The organism is Bacillus cereus group sp. N8 (assembly GCF_016483685.1).
Classification (GTDB): domain Bacteria; phylum Bacillota; class Bacilli; order Bacillales; family Bacillaceae_G; genus Bacillus_A; species Bacillus_A proteolyticus.
Genome location: NZ_JAEHBK010000001.1, coordinates 305610 through 322829, shown reverse-complemented (window position 1 = coordinate 322829; position 17220 = coordinate 305610). Strand labels below are relative to the sequence as shown.

Here is a 17220-nt window from a genome sequence, read left to right as displayed (position 1 = left end):
ACAACATTTACGAAGCCTTATGTTCAAGTCTTAGCTTATCCGCAACCATTGCGATGAACTCGGAATTCGTAGGTTTTGCTTTTGACATTGATACAGTATAACCAAATAAGGACGAAATAGAATCAATATTCCCACGGCTCCAAGCCACTTCAATTGCGTGACGGATTGCGCGCTCGACACGACTTGCTGTTGTATTATATTTCTTTGCGATATCTGGATATAATACTTTCGTAATAGATCCTAGTAATTCGATATCATTGTACACCATAGAGATTGCTTCTCGTAAGTACATGTACCCTTTAATATGAGCGGGTACACCAATTTCATGAATGATACTTGTAATACTCGCATCTAAGTTTTTCGGTTTTCCATCGATCGTTGTTGCTGATCGGAAAGATGGTAATGGACGTTTAATGGTAGCATTTGCCTTACCACTCACTTGACGAATATGACTCGTTAAATTCTCCATATCAAATGGTTTTAATATGAAATATGATGCACCTAAATCAACCGCTTTTTTCGTCACATCTTCTTGTCCAAATGCTGTCAACATAATAACGCTTGGTTGTCTTAACCTTTCAATATGTCGCATTTTCTCTAGCACAGCTAGACCATCTAAATGTGGCATAATAATGTCTAAAACGAGTACATCAGGCTGCTTGTCTGTCAATAAGTTTAAACATTCTTGACCATTGTAAGCAGTTCCGATCACTTCCATATCATCCTGAGCAGCAACATAGCTCTCTAGCATTGATACCAATTCTTTATTATCATCCACAAGACATACTTTAATTTTCTCCACAGTTTTTCCTCCCTTACCGAATCGATTCTTCCGACATGTGTAAGCTTCTAGGCTACATGAATTGTTCGACAATTGTGTGAAAATTCCCTTTTAAAGTTTCTTACTTTCCGATAAAAACACAAAAAAATATATTTATCGCCCATTTACTTTCTTTCGCAACACATTCCATCATAGAATTACAACGAAACGTTCAACCCTTTTCTTATATTTTACAACAAAAAACAGCTCTTGCGGAGCTTTTACAAAATTTCAACGAATTTTTCAATAGAAAAGCGAGCTAATATGCATTAGCTCGCTTTTTTCTCTTGATCATAAATATTAATTCCAGCCTCATGTAACATCCATTCAATATGAACACCGTATCCTGACGTTGGATCATTTACAAATACATGTGTAACAGCACCAATTACTTTCCCATTTTGTACAATTGGACTTCCACTCATCCCTTGTACAATACCACCCGTTTTTGCTAGTAAACGTTTGTCTGTCACTTTTATAACCATACCTTTTGTAGCTGGGAACTTTTGCGGTACCGTACTAACAACTTCAATATCAAACGCTTCAACTTTATCTTGATCAATAACTGTTAATATTTTCGCTGGTCCTTCTTTTACTTGATGGGATAATGCGATAGGCATTGCTTTATCCATTATGCCGTTTGTCATATTTGTATTTAATTTTCCAAAGATACCATACGGGCTATTTATTGTAATATTACCAATCACTTCACGATCCGGTGAAAATCTTGCTAATTTTTCTCCTGGATTCCCGTGACTTCCTCTTTCAATAGAGGTTACGGTCGAGCGCATAATTTGTCCATCTTCTACTTGAATTGGCTTTTTTGTATCATTATCAGAAATGACATGACCAAGTGCCCCGTATTTCATGGAATCCGGATGAACAAATGTCATTGTTCCAATTCCAGCTGCCGAGTCACGAATATATAAACCAATACGATACGACGATTCCCCGCTGTCTTTTTGTGGCGTTAACTTAGTACGAATGTATTTTCCATCTCTTAGCAAAACAAGATTAAGCGGTTCACCTGTTTCTCCACTATTATGAATAAATGGTGCTACATCACTCATTCTTTCAATTGTTTTCCCATTAATTGCAGTAATCATATCCCCAATTTGTACACCAGCTGTTTCACCAGGAGATACTTTACCCTTTTCAGTTTGAATTAAATGATGGCCTACAACAAGTACACCTTTTGTGTTCAATTTCACACCAATCGATTGTCCACCGGGGATAACTTTAAAATCTTTTAATACTTTTACATTTACTTTTTTCACTGGAAAACCAGCGAGTTGAAACACCATATCAGCTTCACCATTTTGGTGAGAATTCACCATAAGCTCTTGTTCATTTGAACTTACTGTAAACACATTACGATTTGTAGATGAAGCCTTAAAAACTGGTAATGATGCTATTTCTGATTGTTGTCCTTCAAAAACAACAAGTTGCTTCGGGGATGAAATAAACGTTCGAAGCGGTTTAAAACACCCAATAAAAACTAAAGAAACAAGGAGACAAAGACCTATTATTTTTCGAAATCTTTCTAATTTCAATTTGTTCACTCTCCTCGCTCCTACCCCACATTCAGCCTCTTGGCTTCACTTTTTAATCTCTCCTTGCAGTGCTTTATTTATAACCGGAAGAATTAAGAAATCATCATTTGAGAAAAAAAGCTATCCATTACTGGATAGCCTCTGCTGTCTGTTTGAAATGATGTGCTTGCGTAAGTAACTCTTTCGCATGCTCTGTCGTTAAATCTGTAATTTCTACACCAGAAATCATCCGAGCAATTTCTGTTACTTTTTCATCCGTACTTAGCACCGTAACAGATGTAATCGTCCGATCATTCGCCACTTGTTTTCTAATAAATAAATGCGAGTCCGCCATTGAAGCTACCTGAGGTAAGTGCGTAATACAAAGTACTTGCGAGTTTACCGATACACGATAGATTTTTTCCGCAATAGCCTGTGCAACCCGACCACTCACACCTGTATCCACTTCATCAAAAATAACTGAAGCAACACCTTGATGCTTAGAAAAAATACTTTTTAAAGCCAAAATAATACGAGATAACTCTCCGCCAGAAGCAACCTTTGAAAGCGGCTTTAACGGTTCACCAGGGTTCGTTGAAATATAAAACTCCACGTGATCGTAGCCATCCGCCGTAAGTTTCACCGGTGTTCCTTCCACAAGAGGTTCTTCTGCATTTCCTTCCCGCTTCATTATTCTCACTTCAAATTTTGTTTTTTCCATATATAATTCTTTTAATTCTTGATGAATAGCGTTTGTAAGATGGTCTGCCAGTTCATGACGCATATCACTTAACAACGTTGCTTCTTTTAAGATAACACCTTCTAATTCCTTTAGCTGTTTTCTCGTCGTTTCAATATGTACGTCTTTATTTTCAATTGTAAAAATTTCTTGTTCAATTTTATCAGCATACGCTAAAATCTCTTCTACAGTATTTCCATACTTTCTCTTTAACATACGGATTTCATTCAACCGTGTTTCAATTTCATCTAAACGTTTCGGATCATATTCCATCATATCTAACTTTTCTCTAAGCTGATATGCAACTTCTTCTAATAAGTAATAGCTATTTGCAATTGAATCATGGTTTTCTTGATACGCCTCATCTAAATGCGTAATACTCTCCATTTGGCTCATTGCATTCCTTACATGATCTAACCCTTGGCTGTCCCCACTCAACGAACGATACGCATCCCCTAACGCTTTATAAATCTTTTCAAAATTGGATATTTTCAATCGTTCCTCAGTCAATTCATATTCTTCATCCATTTTTAAATCTGCCTTACGAATTTCTTCATGTTGGAATTGAATTAAATCTAGACGATGAGCCATTTGTTGTTCATTTTCACTTAAAGATTTCAGCTGTTTTTTTAATTTTTCATAGTCCCCGTATACGTTCTGATATGTGTCTAATTGTTTAACAATACGATCTCCATCAAAATGATCTAGCATAAACATATGACGCTCTTCATTCATTAAATCTTGCGTTTCATGCTGTCCATGTATATCAACAAGCGTTTTTCCAATCTCTTTTAATATACTAAGTGTAACAAGCTTCCCATTTACACGGCATACACTTTTTCCGTTCGCAGCAATATCACGTTTCAAAATAATCATGCCATCTTCTATTTCTATATCTAATTCTTCCGCCTTTGCGATACATGGATGTTTATCATCTTCTACATAAAATAAACCCTCTATTTCAGCCTTTTCTGTTCCATATCGAACAAACTCCGCTGAACCACGGCCGCCAACAAGCAAACTAATCGCATCAATAATAATCGATTTTCCGGCTCCTGTTTCACCACTTAAAACGGTTAAACCTTTTTGAAAAGAAATATTTAATGCCTCAATAATAGCAAAGTTTCTGATCGATAATTCCGATAACAATGCCCCATTCACCTCGTTATAAACTAATCCCCTACTAAGGGCTTTTTTTAAGTACTCTTCATTCAAATAGTTATACTATATGTTTATATGTATAAATTACTCATCTAACCCGCTCCATTGTACCAAACATTCGTTTTACGGGTCAATCCACCTATTTTCTAACTTTATTTAAAGAAAATATTATATTGCATTTAATAATTCATATTTTTAACCAATAAAAATATCTTGTTTACTTTCCACTTTACAGAGGAAAGTAAACAAGATTTTTTTGTTACAGCATATTTAAGAAACGATCAGAGACAACACCTGTATCTTCAGGTGTACGGCAAATAATTAAGCAAGTATCATCACCACAAATGGTTCCGATAATCTCATCCCACTCTAAATGATCAATAAGTGCCCCAAGTGAATGAGCGTTACCAGGCAATGTTTTTAGCACAAGCATATGTCCTGCCGTGTCTAATTTTACAAATGAATCCACTAGATTTCGTTTTAATTTTTGCAACGGGTTAAATCGTTGATCTGCTGGTAAGCTATATTTATAGCGTCCATCATGTAATGGCACCTTAACTAAGTGCAGTTCTTTAATATCGCGCGATACTGTTGCTTGCGTTACATTAAATCCCTCATTACGTAAAATATCAACTAGTTCATCTTGTGTTTCAATTTCTTTGTTCGCAATAATTTCCCTGATTTTAATATGGCGCTGACCTTTATTCATACATTTGCACCTCACACTATCTCTTACCATAGTTTAAACATTGGTATACTTCACTTATTTATGTTAACGTATAATTCGTTTCTTGTACACAATTGTTTTTACAATCATTATACAATTACAACAAAAAGAGGAACAACATATGTTATTCCCCTTTCCCTTTTTGTTTTAGAACGTCATGCGCTTCTGTAACAACTTGCTCAATAGAAACCGGCGAATGATTTTCGCCATTCTCACGCTCTCCATGCCATTTTAGATGGATTAAAAATTCAATATTACCATCCCCGCCCGTAATTGGCGAGAATGTTAAACCTTCGACATCATAGCCTTCCTTCAGAGCAAAATCGACAATCATTTCCACGACAGCTTCATGTACTTTTCTATCACGAACAATGCCTTTTTTCCCAACTTGGTCTCGTCCAGCTTCAAACTGCGGTTTAATTAATGCAGCTACGTCACCATTTAACATAAGCATTGTTTTTAAAACCGGCAATATTAGCTTTAATGATATAAATGAAACATCGATACTTGCAAACTGAGGTAAACCGCGCTCTAAGTCTGCCGGTGTCACGTAACGGAAGTTCGTTCGTTCCATCACAACAACACGCTCATCTTGACGCAATTTCCACGCAAGTTGATTATATCCTACATCTAATGCATAAGATAACTTCGCTCCATTTTGAAGCGCACAATCTGTAAAGCCACCAGTTGATGAACCAATATCTATCATAACTTTATCTTGTAAATCAAGTTGAAATGTCTCTAATGCCTTTTCAAGTTTATAACCACCACGGCTTACATATGGCATAACTTGCCCTTTCACCGTAATCTCTGTATCTTGTGAGATTTTCTCTCCTGGCTTATCGAGTCTCATTTCATTCGCATATACGAGCCCTGCCATAACAGCACGTTTAGCCTTCTCACGCGTTTCTATAAGTCCTCGCTCTACTAATAGTACATCTACTCTTTCTTTTTTTACGCTCATTTGTTACGCCCTTTTTTGTTTTGATGGAATCATTGTATGAATACGGTCTACAACAGCATCTGTCGTCAAACCAATTTCTTCCAATAATTTTGTTACACTACCGTGCTCTATGAAACGGTCTGGAATACCCATTCTCTCAATTAATGCACTATGGTATCCATTTTCAGATGCAAATTCAACTACTCCTGTTCCAAAACCTCCGATTAAACAAGCTTCTTCAATCGTTAAAATCGGTATATTTTTTCCTAAAAGCTCATGTAAATATGCTTCATCCATTGGTTTAATAAAGCGAGCATTCACTACTTTGACTGAAACTCCAGCCTTTTCAAGACGCTCAGCTGCTTCCATTGCCATCGGAATTGTCGTACCAAACGTTAAAATTGCTGCTTGTGTGCCTTCTTTTAACGTTTCCCATGAACCAATTGGAATCGCCTTTAATTCTTCATCCATATGAACGCCAAGTCCATTACCGCGCGCATAACGCAAAGCAATCGGTCCATCTTCATATTGCATCGCCGTATAGACTAAATGTTGACCTTCATTTTCATCTTTCGGCATCATAAGCACCATATTCGGCAAGTGACGTAAAAACGCGATGTCAAATACACCTTGATGCGTTTCACCGTCTGCTCCTACTAATCCAGAGCGATCTATTCCAATGAAAACATTTAAATTTTGACGACAAATATCATGAACAACTTGGTCATATGCTCTTTGTAAAAATGTTGAATAAATTGCTAAGAATGGCTTCATCCCTTGTGTTGCCATACCAGCCGCCATTGTTGTAGCATGCTGCTCTGCAATACCTACATCAATCATGCGATTCGGAAATTCTTTTTGGAATTTCTCAAGTTTCGATCCAACAGGCATTGCAGGCGTAATTGCAACGATACGTTCATCCGTTCTCGCTAGCTTAAGCACTGTTTCACTAACAACAGCACTCCATGCTGGTGCAACTTCCTTCGGTTTAACGAAGTCACCTGACTCGATTTTATACGGTCCTGTTCCATGCCAAGTTCCAATAACGTCACTCTCAGCTGGTTTATAACCTTTTCCTTTTTTCGTGATTACATGAACAAGTACTGGGCCTTTTGTTTTCTTTGCATATTGCAACGTTTCGAATAACTTTTCATAATCATGCCCATCGACCGGACCTAAATATGTAAAGCCTAATTCTTCAAAAAAGACGCCTGATACTAGTAAATATTTTAGACTATCCTTTATTTTCTCTGCTGTCGCAGCAACTTTCCCGCCAACTGCTGGGATTTTCTTCAATATATACTCTAATTCATCTTTTACCCAATGGTACTTCCCTGCGGTACGTAAACGACCAAGTACATTATGAAGCGCACCGACGTTTGGTGCAATTGACATTTCATTGTCATTCAAAATAACAATCATGTCCGTTTTTTCATGACCAATATGGTTTAATGCCTCTAAAGCCATTCCGCCTGTTAATGCACCATCTCCAATGATTGGTATAACGTATTCTTCCGTTTTCTTTAAATCACGCGCTAGAGCCATTCCCATTGCAGCAGATAGTGACGTCGAACTATGACCAGTTTCCCAAACATCATGCTCACTCTCGCAGCGTTTTGGGAAACCACATAGACCTTGGTATTGCCTTAATGTGCCGAATTCTTTGGCACGCCCTGTTAAAATTTTATGTACATAGGATTGATGTCCTACATCCCATAAAAACTTATCTTTCGGACTATCAAATAATTTATGCAGAGCAATTGTGAGTTCTACTACACCTAAATTAGGTGCAATATGTCCACCTGTTTGAGAGAGCTCTTCAACTAAAAACTTACGAATATCCTCACTCAACCCCTCTAGTTCACTAATAGACATATCTTTCAAAAAACTAGGGTTTTGAATTTGCGTTAGATCCACACGGATCACTCACTTTCATTTCATAATCTGTCAACATGTCAAATATTATAAGAAACATTTACACAACACAAGAAATTCTCTTTCTATTCTTTTTATCTTGTCCTGCTTTCAGAAAACACTTCCATTTTTTTCACTTATCATATTATACATCATATTTCTTTACGCGATGAAAAAAATAGCCGCTAACACGAAGTGATAACGGCAATGTAATCTACATATATTTTTGCCAATAACAAGAAAAGAAAAACCTTTTCCTACATTTATATCATAAAATGATGAATGACTCAACAAATGAAAACGCTGTTATATTAGTTATTACGTTTTGCGATTAAATCACAAATAGATAGTAAATATTCATCTTGTAATTGCAAGGAGCTAATAGAATCTTTTGCTTTTGCAATTGTCTCCTCTAAAATAGATTTCGCTCTATCTACAGTAAATAACGTCGTATATGTGCTCTTTTCGTTGGAAGCATCACTACCAATCGGTTTTCCAATCTCTTCTTCTGTTCCTTCTACATCCAAAATATCATCTCTAATTTGGAAAGCTAGACCGATATATTTCGCAAATGCAAGTAGCTTCTCTTCTTGCTCTTCTGTCGCATTAGAAATTATCGCTCCTGCAAGTACAGCAAACTCAAGCAGTTTACCTGTTTTATGCTTATGGATGTACTCTAATTCATTAATTGTAAGTCGTTTTCCTTCAGCTTCCATATCTGCTACTTGTCCAGCAACCATTCCTTCAGGTCCTGCTGCTTTCGCAAGTTCAAGTACAAGCCTTACTTTTTTTTCAGCAGAGATTTCTTTATGCTCATAGGCCATAATAACTTGAAAAGCATATGTCAACAAACCATCTCCTGCTAAAACTGCCATTGCTTCACCAAATACTTTATGATTTGTAGGCTTTCCTCGTCTTAGATCATCATCATCCATACAAGGTAAATCATCGTGAATTAACGAATATGTATGAATCATTTCAAGGGCACAAGCTGCACCCACTCCAAGATTTTTTTCTTTCCCAAACGCTTGTAACGTTGCAAATAAAAGTAACGGGCGGAGACGTTTCCCACCCGCTTCCAAAGAATATGCCATCGCTTCACGAAGCACATTTGGACATTGTAATTCATTTGCATAGCTTACAAGCTTTTCTTCTACGAAAGTTTTACTCTCTTTCAAAAAAGCATCAAAAGCTATATGTGTCACTATGCTTCATCTCCTAAAGCAGTAAACGGTTTAAGCTCTCCATCTTCCCCAAGGATAACTGCCATTTGTTCTTGTACATCTTTCAATTTCTCATCACAAAGCTTAGATAATTCCATACCTTCTTTAAAGTAAGAAATCGCTTCTTCTAAAGGTACATCACCTTGTTCAAGCTTAGAAACGAGATGCTCAAGTTGCGAAATTGCTTCTTCAAAACTTAACTTATTTTCCACTATTCAATTCACGCTCCTCTATGCTTGATACGCTACAATCTAGTATTCCATCTTGTAATTGAACTGAAACAGCATCTCCAAGGCTAACATCTTTCACACTTTTTAACACTTGCTTCTCTTCATCATATACAAGCCCATACCCTCTCATCATTACTTTGAGTGGACTTAATGCTTCAAGCTTTTGAGCAGCTCTCACAAATGCAAACTCCTTCATCTGAAGTAAGGTTTGCATTTCACGTTGCAATTGCTTTTGCAACGTTTCAATTGCCGTTTTCGTTTGTATAATTTTTTGAGATGGGTGGTGCTTTTCTAAATAAAATGAAAGTTGCTTTAATTGATTTACTTTTTTATCTATATAACGCTCTTTCGCTAAAACAAGTTGTTCAAGAGCCCTGTCTAGCTGCTCTTCTTTTTGTTCATACACTTGCCTTGGATAACGGAACGCATAAGATTTTTGTAACACTTGTAGTTTTTCTTCTTTTTTATGTACTCTCTCTCTCATTGCTCTTTGCAATCTCAGAGTTCTTTGTAATACCTTTTCTTGTAACTCTATAATATTAGGTACCGCCAACTCAGCTGCTGCAGTCGGTGTTGGTGCACGTAAATCCGCAACAAAATCTGCGATTGTAAAATCTGTTTCATGGCCTACAGCCGAAATAATCGGAATCTCACTTGTAAAAATTGCTCTTGCAACTACTTCCTCATTAAAGGCCCATAATTCTTCAATAGAGCCTCCACCACGTCCTACAATTAAAACGTCAATATCTCCCATTTCATTCGCTGTACGAATCGCTTGTACAATCGAGGGAGCTGCTGACTCCCCTTGTACAAGTACTGGAAACACAATAACATTCCCAATTGGGTAACGACGTTTAATTGTTGTTATAATATCGCGAATCGCTGCTCCTGTTGGCGACGTGATTACACCTATTGTTTTAGCATACGGAGGAATTATTTTTTTATAAACTTGAGAAAACAAGCCCTCTTCCTCTAAACGAACTTTTAATTGCTCATAAGCTAAATGCAAGTTTCCAATTCCATCAGGCTGCATGTCTTGAATATAAATTTGATAAGAACCACTCGCCTCGTAAACAGAAATCTTTCCTTTTACAAGTACTTTCATTCCATTTTCCGGTCTGAATTTAATGTTACGATTATGACCCGCAAACATAACCGCTGCAATTCTTGCATTTTCATCTTTCAATGTAAAATACATATGACCACGGCTATGATATTTGAAGTTGGAAATTTCTCCTTTTAACCAAACAGACTGCAAATGCGGATCATACTCTATTTTTGTTTTAATATAGCGTGTTAATGCTGTAACGGTTAAATATTGTTTCTCCATTGCTCTCTCCTCATAGCCGATTCAACTTATTGACAAACAACACCTGCACGCTTTGCAGACGCCACAGTGTTGTGAAGAAGCATTGTAATAGTCATTGGGCCGACTCCTTTTGGCACAGGCGTAATGTATCCTGCAACGTCTAATACGTTATCAAAATCAACATCACCACAAAGTTTTCCTGTCTCTAAACGGTTAACACCAACATCAATTACAACTGCACCTTCTTTAATATAATCAGCTGTTACCATCTTCGCTCTTCCAACAGCTACGATTAAAATATCAGCTAACTTCGATAATTCTTTTATATTTTGCGTCTTTGAATGACAATATGTGACAGTCGCATTTTCATTTAAAAACAGTTGTCCCACCGGTTTACCAACAATATTACTTCTTCCGATTACAACAACATGTTTTCCAGAAATATCAAGATTTGTTTCTTTTACTAATTCCACAATACCGTGCGGTGTACATGGAAGGAATGTATCTTGTCCCGTCATCATACGTCCAACGCTGATTGGGTGAAATCCATCTACATCCTTTTCAGGTGAAATTCTTTCAATGATAGCTTTTTCTTCAATATGTTTTGGTAAAGGTAATTGTACTAATATGCCATTAATACGGTCGTCTCCATTTAAGCGATCGATTTCAGCAAGCAAACGCTCCTCAGTAATCGTTTCAGGAAGTTCAATTAGCTCTGAATAAATTCCTACTTGCTCACAGCCTTTTTCTTTTCCTTTTACATAAGAACGCGATGCTGGGTCTTCTCCAACTAAAATAACTGCTAATCCTGGTACAATCCCTTGCTCTTTTAACTTCACAACTTCTTCTTTTAATTGTGCTCGTTTTTTCTCCGCAACTTCATTTCCTTTGATGATTACTGCTACCATTTTAAGATTCCCCCTTAAAGAAATTACAGTGTATCTTTTATATTAGATAAAACGCCGTTAATAAAACGACGAGATTCCTCATCCCCAAATGTTTTTGCAATTTCAATCGCTTCGTTAATTGTTACATTGTGTGGAATTTCTTCCATGTATTTCATTTCATACACAGCTACACGTAAAATACTGCGATCGACAATACTAATACGCTCAAGCTTCCACTTCTTTAAATTTTGACGAATTGCTGCGTCAATCTCTTCTTTGTTGTCTACAAATCCTACAACAAGTGATTCTAGAAACTCATTTGTTTCTTCACCTTCATCTAGCGTATTTTCCACCGCTACTTTCGGTTCTAATTCACCTGTAATATCCATTTGGTATAATGCTTGCATAGCTCTTTCTCTAGCCGTCCTACGTTTCATTGTAACTCTCCTTTATACTTCAAGTCTTTCCTTATGCTTTGTTATATTATTATAATTTATAAGCCGTCAATTCACTTACTCTTGTAGTTTTCATTGATTTTCCAACCTTATAATACAATGATAATAACACAATTTATCGTTTCACACACGGGGTACAAGGCTGAAAAATAATAAAAAGATTAACTTCAAGTTCCATATCTTATCACAATGTACGTTTTTTGGAAAAATGAAACATTCTCTTTTATATTTCTTATTTTTTGAAATAGTATAATAATTTAGAGGTTTTTAATTTGTGAAGAAATGCAACGATAAAAAAGGCACCTATGTTACTAGGCACCTTTTTCACTCTTACACTGGTTCGATTTCTGTTTTTTGTGTTTCGAATGTTACGCCAACGATGTGAACATTCACTTCTTTTGGCTCAAGTCCTGTCATTGTAAAGAGTGCCTGGCGTATATTGTCTTGAATTTTTTGTGCAACAACTGGAATTGCTACACCAAAATACATAACAACATAAAGGTCAACAATAATATCTTCGTTTGCTAACTCAACCTTTACACCTTTACCGTGATTTTTCTTACCTAACTTCTCAACAACATCTGTAGCAAAATTACCACGCATTGCCGCTACACCTTCTACTTCAGCAGCTGCAATACCTGCAATTACTTCGATTACTTCTGGTGCAATTTCTACTTTTCCAAGAGTTGTATCTTGACCCATATCTAACATATGTTCAGCCATGAAAAAAACCTCCTTTAATGTATCACTGCGTCACAAGTTCATGCTCTTCCAAAAATTTCGTGTTAAACTCACCTTTTACAAAATCAGGATGATCTAGCAATTGCAAATGGAACGGGATTGTTGTATGCACGCCTTCAATGACAAACTCACTGAGTGCTCGCTTCATTTTTGCAATTGCCTCTTCACGTGTTTTTCCGTGAACAATTAATTTAGCAACCATCGAATCATAGAAAGGCGGAATTGAATATCCCGGATATACAGCTGAATCGACGCGAATACCAAATCCGCCTGGTGGCAAGTACATTTCTACTTTACCTGGAGATGGCATAAACTTTTTGGCAGGGTTTTCCGCATTAATTCGACATTCAATTGCCCAACCATTAAATTGTACTTCTTCTTGCTGTAACGATAACTTTTCTCCAGAAGCAACACGAATTTGTTCTTTAATTAAATCCATCCCTGTTACCATTTCTGTAACTGGATGCTCAACTTGAATTCTCGTATTCATCTCCATGAAATAAAAGCTTTTCGTTTTATATTCATAAATAAACTCAACCGTACCAGCACCTGTATAATCAACCGCTACCGCTGCTTTAACTGCTGCGTCACCCATTTGCTGACGAATATTTTCATCAAGTGCAGGTGATGGACTTTCTTCTAATAGTTTTTGCAAACGGCGCTGAATTGTACAATCACGCTCTCCTAAATGAATGGCATTTCCATGTGTATCTGCCATTATTTGAATCTCAACATGGCGGAAATCTTCAACGTACTTTTCTAAGTATACACCAGGGTTCCCAAAAGCGGTACTAGCTTCTTGCTGTGTAATTTGAATTCCTTTTACAAGCTCTTCTTCATGGCGCGCAACACGAATACCTTTTCCGCCGCCACCTGCAGTCGCTTTAATAATAACTGGATATCCAATTTGATTAGCAAGCTCGATCGCTTCTTCGGTATTTTTAATAATCCCTTGTGAACCTGGTACAATCGGAACCCCTGCTTCTTTCATTGTATCACGTGCAACGTCTTTTGTGCCCATCTTTGAAATAGCTTCTGGGCTTGGACCGATAAAAATCAAGTTACACTCACGGCATAATTCTGCAAAATCCGCATTCTCTGCTAAAAACCCATATCCCGGATGAATTGCATCACAACCTGTTAATTTCGCAACACTAATAATGTTCGTCAAATTTAAATAGCTTTCTTTCGAAATCGTTGGTCCAACACAATACGCTTCATCTGCAATTTGCACATGAAGTGACTCTTTGTCTGCTTCTGAATAAATTGCAACTGTTTCAATATCCATTTCTTTACAAGCACGAACAATTCGTACAGCAATTTCCCCACGATTGGCTATTAATACTTTTTTTATCATCACAAAGACTCCCTTATTACGCTTTTACAAGAAATAGCGGTTGTCCATACTCAACAAGCTGTCCATTATTAACAAGAATTTCAACAATTTCGCCCTCTACATCTGCGTCAATTTCGTTAAATAATTTCATAGCTTCAACAATACATACGATAGAATCTTTCGATACTTTGTCCCCAACACTTACATATTGAGGTGTATCAGGCGAAGAAGAGGAATAAAATGTTCCTACCATCGGTGATGTGATTTTATGTAGGTTTTCATTTTGAACAGCTGTTTTCTCTTCTTGTTTTGGCACTTCTACTTGTGCTGCCGCTACTGTTGTTTCTACTTCAACAGGTGCTGCTGGTTGCATGACTTGTTTTGTTACAGGTGCTTGCACAGTAACTACTTCATTACCACGTTTTTTCATTTTAATTGTTGTACCGTCTTTTTTGTATTCAAATTCATCAATATTAGAGCTATCAATTAATTTAATTAATTCACGAACTTCTTGAATTTTAAACATGTAAAATCCACTCCCATACTCTTGTTTATCCCGTTTTTACAGATTCTCATCACTAAAATTAGATTGACTGTAAAAATACGATGTATTCTATTAGAAAATTCATTTCATTTACTAATAGAAATATTTACTATTCCCATCTTACGATAAATTTTTTAAACATTCCAATTTATATTTCTTTATAATAAATCGAAACTCCTGTGAAAATATTATTCCACTAAAAAATTATTACCTAGTAATAATACCAAGTTTCACACAAAATTGGCAAGACCACTTCCTAAAAAAACATTTTTTACTTTTACATTGTAAACACGTAATTCCCTAACCACTCTTCTTTTTTCTAAGATAAAAAACATATTTTTACCAAATATTATTTTTTTGTTTACGTGCCGTTCATTCTTCCTTCATATAAGAATAGTATGTTCAAAGTGTATAAAATTTATTGTAATGAGGTGTGGACATATGATATGGCTCATTCTATTCTTGCCTGCCGTAGTGATTTGGGCATTTGTCCTCTTCATCCACGTCAAATCTGGAAAAAGTAATCACCATTATCATGAACCATTAATCTTTTACTCACAGCGTATTTCCCCGTTTCCAATTGAAAAGACTAAATACAACAAAGATGAAATAGAAAAAAGCTATCGAAATCGATAGCTTTTTTCTATTATTCTTTTATCTCATTTGAAGCAGCAACACCTATTATAATTTCAATTTATTTTACTGATGGATCAAATTTCACACCTACATCTTTTGGACCACCTTCACTTCTTACAAGCTGAATAATTTTATTCGCTTCTTTTTGTGAATGCTTTGCTGATTTAACTGTTACTTTAATGTCCGTTCCATCAGCTCTTACAAGAGCATCTTTATATCCACCTTGAGATTTAATCACTGTCTCAAGTAATTGTTGCTTCGTTTCCATTGTAGTGATTGCATCAAGATTATCTTTCGCTCTACTCTTTTCTTCTGCTGAAGATTTCGATGACTTCATTACATTTTGTAGCTTTTCTTTCTCTACACTACGCTGATCTTCCATTTGCATACGTAGCGCTGTGAAATTCTCATCGCTTGATTGAACTGTTACGCTAGCCTCTTTTTTACTTGTTTCTTTTTTGTCATTCTCTTTTTTGTCTGTTTCTTTATTTGTAGTTTCCTTGCTTGTACTTTCTTTTGTTGTCTCTTTATTTGTAGTTTCTTTCGTTGTTTCTTTTGTAACTGCTTTATCAGCACCTTGCTTTTCTTGTCCCATCTTTTCACCCGTTGCCGGTGCTGCTGTATTCATTTTTTCAGGAGTTGTTACGTAATAAACAGATAGTACAACCACTAAACTTAACATCGTTAATAGCCAAACCGTTTGTTTTTTTAACACTTTATTTCCTCCCTATCAATTTTTCGGTGATACTGAAACGCGATGAGATGGTACATCTAACAATCGCGTCACAGCTTCTTTTACCATTGCTTTTATTTGTATATTATCCACTCCCTTTGCTACGACAAGAACACCTCGTACTTGCGGTTTCTCTGTTCGCAAAACAATTGGAGTTTCTTTATCACCTTCACGTATAATGACGGTCTTTTCATCAAGAGACTCGTCCTCTACTTCCCTTTTACCGCCTGCTTTATCAGTTTCACCTGTTGTTTGCGAGCGTTTTACTGTATTTTTCTCGAGTATTTTTTCTTCAGATGAATCTAAGTTCACTTTAATAGTTACGTCTTTTACTCCAGCTATCTCTTCTAAAGAAGCTTTCAATTCTTGTTCATACGCTTTTTCATATTTTTCTACATTTGACATATTATCATTGTTTTTTTGTCCGAAAGTTGGTACATCTTTATCTTGGTTTTGACTTGTCTTTTCTTTAAACACAGGCACTTCTTCTTTTTTAGGTGCAAAGAAATTACTAGAAAACATAAGCACAATCCCAAGTATGAGTAGGACAAGCAAAAATTTAGGTGTTACTTTTTTCCCCTTCTCATTACTTTCTTTTTCATCCCCATTCAATAAGTTTCGAAAAAATGAGAACCTCGAATTTTTATCTTTATTGTCCATTTACGCTACCTGTCCTCCCTTCCATCTGAACTTGGATTTGTTTATCCTCTAGTTGCCACCTGCTTGAAAAGAAATTTTCCATTTCTACATTCGTTTCTTCTAATTTTTTTGGTGGTTCTTTCGTATTAATTTCAATTGACTTTACTGTTTCGATTGCATCATTTTTACTACGCTCTTTTTCTTTCAACATCACAACAACAGATTGAATATCTTTCGCTGACTTTACTTCTTCTGCATGTTTCACTGCGACTATTTGTATTTCAGAGACTGTCATACCATACTTTTTCTCAAACTCTTTTCCTACGTCTTTTTTCATTTTGGTAGCCATCTCTTCTAAACTATATGCACGTGTTAGAGCTTGTATTTCTTTTTTCTTCGAATCTATCGAATTTTTTACTGATCCATCTGCTACGTACTTTTCTTCATTGAAATTTGCGATAACTTCATTTACATCTGTTTGTAACAACTTAAATAGAGGCGTTAAAATTAATACAACTAACAATAGACTTACAACGAATTTAACGTACTTTTGTAAATTTGAATTCGGAAGAATAAGATGAAGCATTGTCGCTAAGAGTAAAAAAACGATAATATTTCTAATCCACTCTGTAACAAATTGCATACTCTTCA

Annotated in this window: 18 protein-coding genes; 1 reads left to right on the top strand and 17 read right to left on the bottom strand. The window is 36.1% G+C overall.

The window, feature by feature from the left end; translation table 11 throughout:
- Positions 1 to 7: 7 nt before the first annotated feature.
- From spo0A to accB, 14 genes are all read right to left on the bottom strand, one after another.
- Complete coding sequence (spo0A, locus tag JDS80_RS01745) at positions 8 to 802, bottom strand: sporulation transcription factor Spo0A (protein ID WP_000411416.1); 795 nt, start codon at positions 800 to 802, stop codon at positions 8 to 10.
- Between the two features lie 287 nt (positions 803 to 1089).
- A complete protein-coding gene (gene spoIVB, locus JDS80_RS01740) occupies positions 1090 to 2382 on the bottom strand; it encodes a SpoIVB peptidase (protein WP_071747073.1) in 1293 nt (430 codons plus the stop codon).
- 118 nt (positions 2383 to 2500) lie between these two features.
- Positions 2501 to 4240: a DNA repair protein RecN gene (gene recN, locus JDS80_RS01735; protein WP_071771634.1), complete on the bottom strand. Its 1740-nt coding sequence runs from the start codon at positions 4238 to 4240 to the stop codon at positions 2501 to 2503.
- A 271-nt stretch (positions 4241 to 4511) separates the two neighbouring features.
- The gene (argR, locus tag JDS80_RS01730) at positions 4512 to 4961 is read right to left on the bottom strand and encodes an arginine repressor ArgR (RefSeq protein ID WP_001032581.1); all 450 of its coding nucleotides are present in this window, start codon (positions 4959 to 4961) and stop codon (positions 4512 to 4514) included.
- Positions 4962 to 5103: 142 nt separating this feature from the next.
- Positions 5104 to 5943 carry a TlyA family RNA methyltransferase gene (locus tag JDS80_RS01725; RefSeq protein ID WP_071771635.1) on the bottom strand — a complete coding sequence of 280 codons (840 nt, stop codon included), beginning with the start codon at positions 5941 to 5943 and terminating at the stop codon, positions 5104 to 5106.
- A 3-nt stretch (positions 5944 to 5946) separates the two neighbouring features.
- Entirely contained in the window at positions 5947 to 7839 is a 1893-nt protein-coding gene (dxs, locus tag JDS80_RS01720) for a 1-deoxy-D-xylulose-5-phosphate synthase (protein ID WP_199636874.1), read from the bottom strand.
- 308 nt (positions 7840 to 8147) lie between these two features.
- Positions 8148 to 9041 carry a polyprenyl synthetase family protein gene (locus JDS80_RS01715; protein ID WP_071747077.1) on the bottom strand — a complete coding sequence of 298 codons (894 nt, stop codon included), beginning with the start codon at positions 9039 to 9041 and terminating at the stop codon, positions 8148 to 8150.
- Complete coding sequence (gene xseB, locus JDS80_RS01710; protein ID WP_000428422.1) at positions 9041 to 9271, bottom strand: exodeoxyribonuclease VII small subunit; 231 nt, start codon at positions 9269 to 9271, stop codon at positions 9041 to 9043. The genes JDS80_RS01715 and xseB overlap by 1 nt, the downstream gene beginning before the upstream one ends.
- Positions 9261 to 10619 (bottom strand): exodeoxyribonuclease VII large subunit, encoded by a 1359-nt coding sequence (gene xseA, locus JDS80_RS01705; protein ID WP_071747078.1) that lies wholly within the window; start codon positions 10617 to 10619, stop codon positions 9261 to 9263. Before xseA ends, xseB begins: the two co-directional genes overlap by 11 nt.
- A gap of 26 nt (positions 10620 to 10645) precedes the next feature.
- Positions 10646 to 11506 (bottom strand): bifunctional methylenetetrahydrofolate dehydrogenase/methenyltetrahydrofolate cyclohydrolase FolD, encoded by an 861-nt coding sequence (gene folD, locus JDS80_RS01700; RefSeq protein WP_199636872.1) that lies wholly within the window; start codon positions 11504 to 11506, stop codon positions 10646 to 10648.
- A gap of 23 nt (positions 11507 to 11529) precedes the next feature.
- On the bottom strand, positions 11530 to 11922 hold the full coding sequence (nusB, locus tag JDS80_RS01695; protein ID WP_000830246.1) for a N utilization substance protein NusB: 393 nt from the start codon (positions 11920 to 11922) through the stop codon (positions 11530 to 11532).
- Positions 11923 to 12270: 348 nt separating this feature from the next.
- A complete protein-coding gene (locus tag JDS80_RS01690) occupies positions 12271 to 12663 on the bottom strand; it encodes an Asp23/Gls24 family envelope stress response protein (RefSeq protein ID WP_000807630.1) in 393 nt (130 codons plus the stop codon).
- Between the two features lie 22 nt (positions 12664 to 12685).
- Entirely contained in the window at positions 12686 to 14038 is a 1353-nt protein-coding gene (gene accC / locus JDS80_RS01685) for an acetyl-CoA carboxylase biotin carboxylase subunit (protein WP_071747080.1), read from the bottom strand.
- A 16-nt stretch (positions 14039 to 14054) separates the two neighbouring features.
- Positions 14055 to 14543 (bottom strand): acetyl-CoA carboxylase biotin carboxyl carrier protein, encoded by a 489-nt coding sequence (accB, locus tag JDS80_RS01680; RefSeq protein WP_000472877.1) that lies wholly within the window; start codon positions 14541 to 14543, stop codon positions 14055 to 14057.
- Between the two features lie 459 nt (positions 14544 to 15002).
- On the opposite strand from accB, the gene JDS80_RS01675 reads away from it, so the two are divergent.
- Positions 15003 to 15197, top strand: coding sequence for a DNA recombination protein RecO (locus JDS80_RS01675; RefSeq protein WP_071747081.1), 195 nt, complete (start codon positions 15003 to 15005; stop codon positions 15195 to 15197).
- Positions 15198 to 15255: 58 nt separating this feature from the next.
- Here the strand turns inward: JDS80_RS01675 and JDS80_RS01670 are convergent, their stop codons facing one another.
- The 3 genes from JDS80_RS01670 to spoIIIAF are packed head-to-tail and all read right to left on the bottom strand — an operon-like array spanning position 15256 to position 17212.
- Positions 15256 to 15912, bottom strand: a complete 657-nt coding sequence (locus tag JDS80_RS01670; protein ID WP_199636870.1) for a SpoIIIAH-like family protein — start codon at positions 15910 to 15912, stop codon at positions 15256 to 15258.
- Positions 15913 to 15927: 15 nt separating this feature from the next.
- Entirely contained in the window at positions 15928 to 16590 is a 663-nt protein-coding gene (spoIIIAG, locus tag JDS80_RS01665; protein WP_199636869.1) for a stage III sporulation protein AG, read from the bottom strand.
- Positions 16580 to 17212 (bottom strand): stage III sporulation protein AF, encoded by a 633-nt coding sequence (gene spoIIIAF / locus JDS80_RS01660; protein WP_199636867.1) that lies wholly within the window; start codon positions 17210 to 17212, stop codon positions 16580 to 16582. The genes spoIIIAG and spoIIIAF overlap by 11 nt, the downstream gene beginning before the upstream one ends.
- Positions 17213 to 17220 lie beyond the last annotated feature (8 nt).